This is a genomic window from Massilimicrobiota sp. mt181, assembly GCF_055420065.1.
The window spans coordinates 1-1,660 of record NZ_JBVAYN010000061.1; the positions used below are offsets into that span (position 1 = coordinate 1).

Genomic DNA, 1,660 nt, shown 5'->3' on the forward strand with positions numbered 1-1,660 from the left:
AGATAATAATTGGTTATTGGTTGATTTAATATGCCTGCAAGATCTCTTATGAATGGAGTGGATCTTGTTATGTTTATATAGCGGTTATTGTTGATTTCCACAATCCTGAACGACCTGATGAATTCACATATTTCGCTTGTTGAGTATTTGTTGTCAAGCACCTTGAATTGGAATATCCTTAGAAGCAGCACTGCTGCATAACAGATCAGAAAATGACCCTTGATGCTGTTTTCCTTTTGCAGATATACCGGTCTGGCATCAAGCTCGCTTTTCATCACTCTGAATGATTCCTCGATTCTCCATAGATTGTGATAGGTCTCATATATTTTTTGATCATCCATGTCATATTCCGACGTTACAATAAGATTGTAGCCTGCAACAGCCATGTCCTTCTCTATGGCCTCTTCATTCAACATGACTTCTGCCTTGCTTCCATCCTTTCCTTTAAAGGTCACATATTTTGCACTTTCTCCATATTCTTCCTTCTTTGCCTGGGACGCCTTCATCTTTCTTGCTTTTTCCACCATTTTGTTGATTTCAAATACCCTTTTCTTGTGCAGCTTTGGATTGTATGTTGCCACTCTTTTTTCCTTGACTTTCTTGATGAATTCTCTTCCATCATCATCGGTATAGGAATATGTATATTCTTCAATGCACGATTTGTGTTTAAATAGCACGTTGCCATCCCTGTCCTTGACTTCCTTATAGCCATTATCCAAAAGCACCCATGTCCTTTCAACCTCGGGCAGCTTCTTGACTGACTTTGAAAAGATATATCCATCTCTGCAGTTGATGGAATCTATAATGTTCCTTGCGCTGTTCAGGCCCTTGTCTGCAACTCTGATTGTTCTTCCCTTGATATTGTTTCTTTTCTTCAGGCCACTTATGATATTTCTGAAGACAGGCTGTTCTGATTCATTGCCAGGATACATCTCCATGCCAACAGGAATCATGTTGGCATCCAGCAGTAAACCCAGCCCAACAATCGGATCTTTTCTGTTCTCCTTGCTTGGACCCTTTCTCTGAAATGAATTTTCCCTGTCGATTTCAAAGTAGAAGTTGGTACAGTCAAAATAGCTGTGTGATGTATCGATGCCATAGTTCTCATCAGTAGCTACAGTCAGTATTTCAACGATTTTCTGATACTCTTCACCCAGAAATTCAACGGCATCAAGCAGCTGGTAATAGCTGTCCTGAGGGGCAGAGAACATGGAAGGCATGACATCATGAAACGTCCTGTGCTTTGATAAAGGAGCGACAAGTCTTGCATAGACAAGAGAGGTAAAGAGATCATAGACATTGAAATGAAAATGTCTGTTTGACTGGAGATAATCAAAATGTTCCCTTACATCAAGATTGTTCATAATGCTGGCCAAGGGAAAGTATCCAAGAAACTTTTCAGGAGAGACCTCGCCAATCAGACGATTATTGATCTTTCTGTTGGCATTCTCAGCCTTTCTCTGGGCATTAAGACGGTCGACTTCCTTTTGAAAGTAAGCGATGGGATCATCGATGCCACTGTCGATGAGCTTCTGAATATTGCCTAAAGAGCGATAGCTGCGATGCTTTGTACCCTTGGTTTCAGGGGAATAGAAGCTCTCGTATATAGAGAGATAGGTACGAGACTGCTGTTTTGTAATCTTAAGAAAGTAAGCCATAA

At 40.6% G+C, this 1,660-nt stretch carries 1 protein-coding gene; it reads right to left on the bottom strand.

Annotation, left to right across the window (positions count from 1 at the left end; genetic code table 11):
* The coding region (locus ACZYT4_RS14005; RefSeq protein ID WP_463786973.1) for an IS1634 family transposase at positions 1-1,658 on the bottom strand (1,658 nt) is incomplete at its 3' end.
* Positions 1,659-1,660 lie beyond the last annotated feature (2 nt).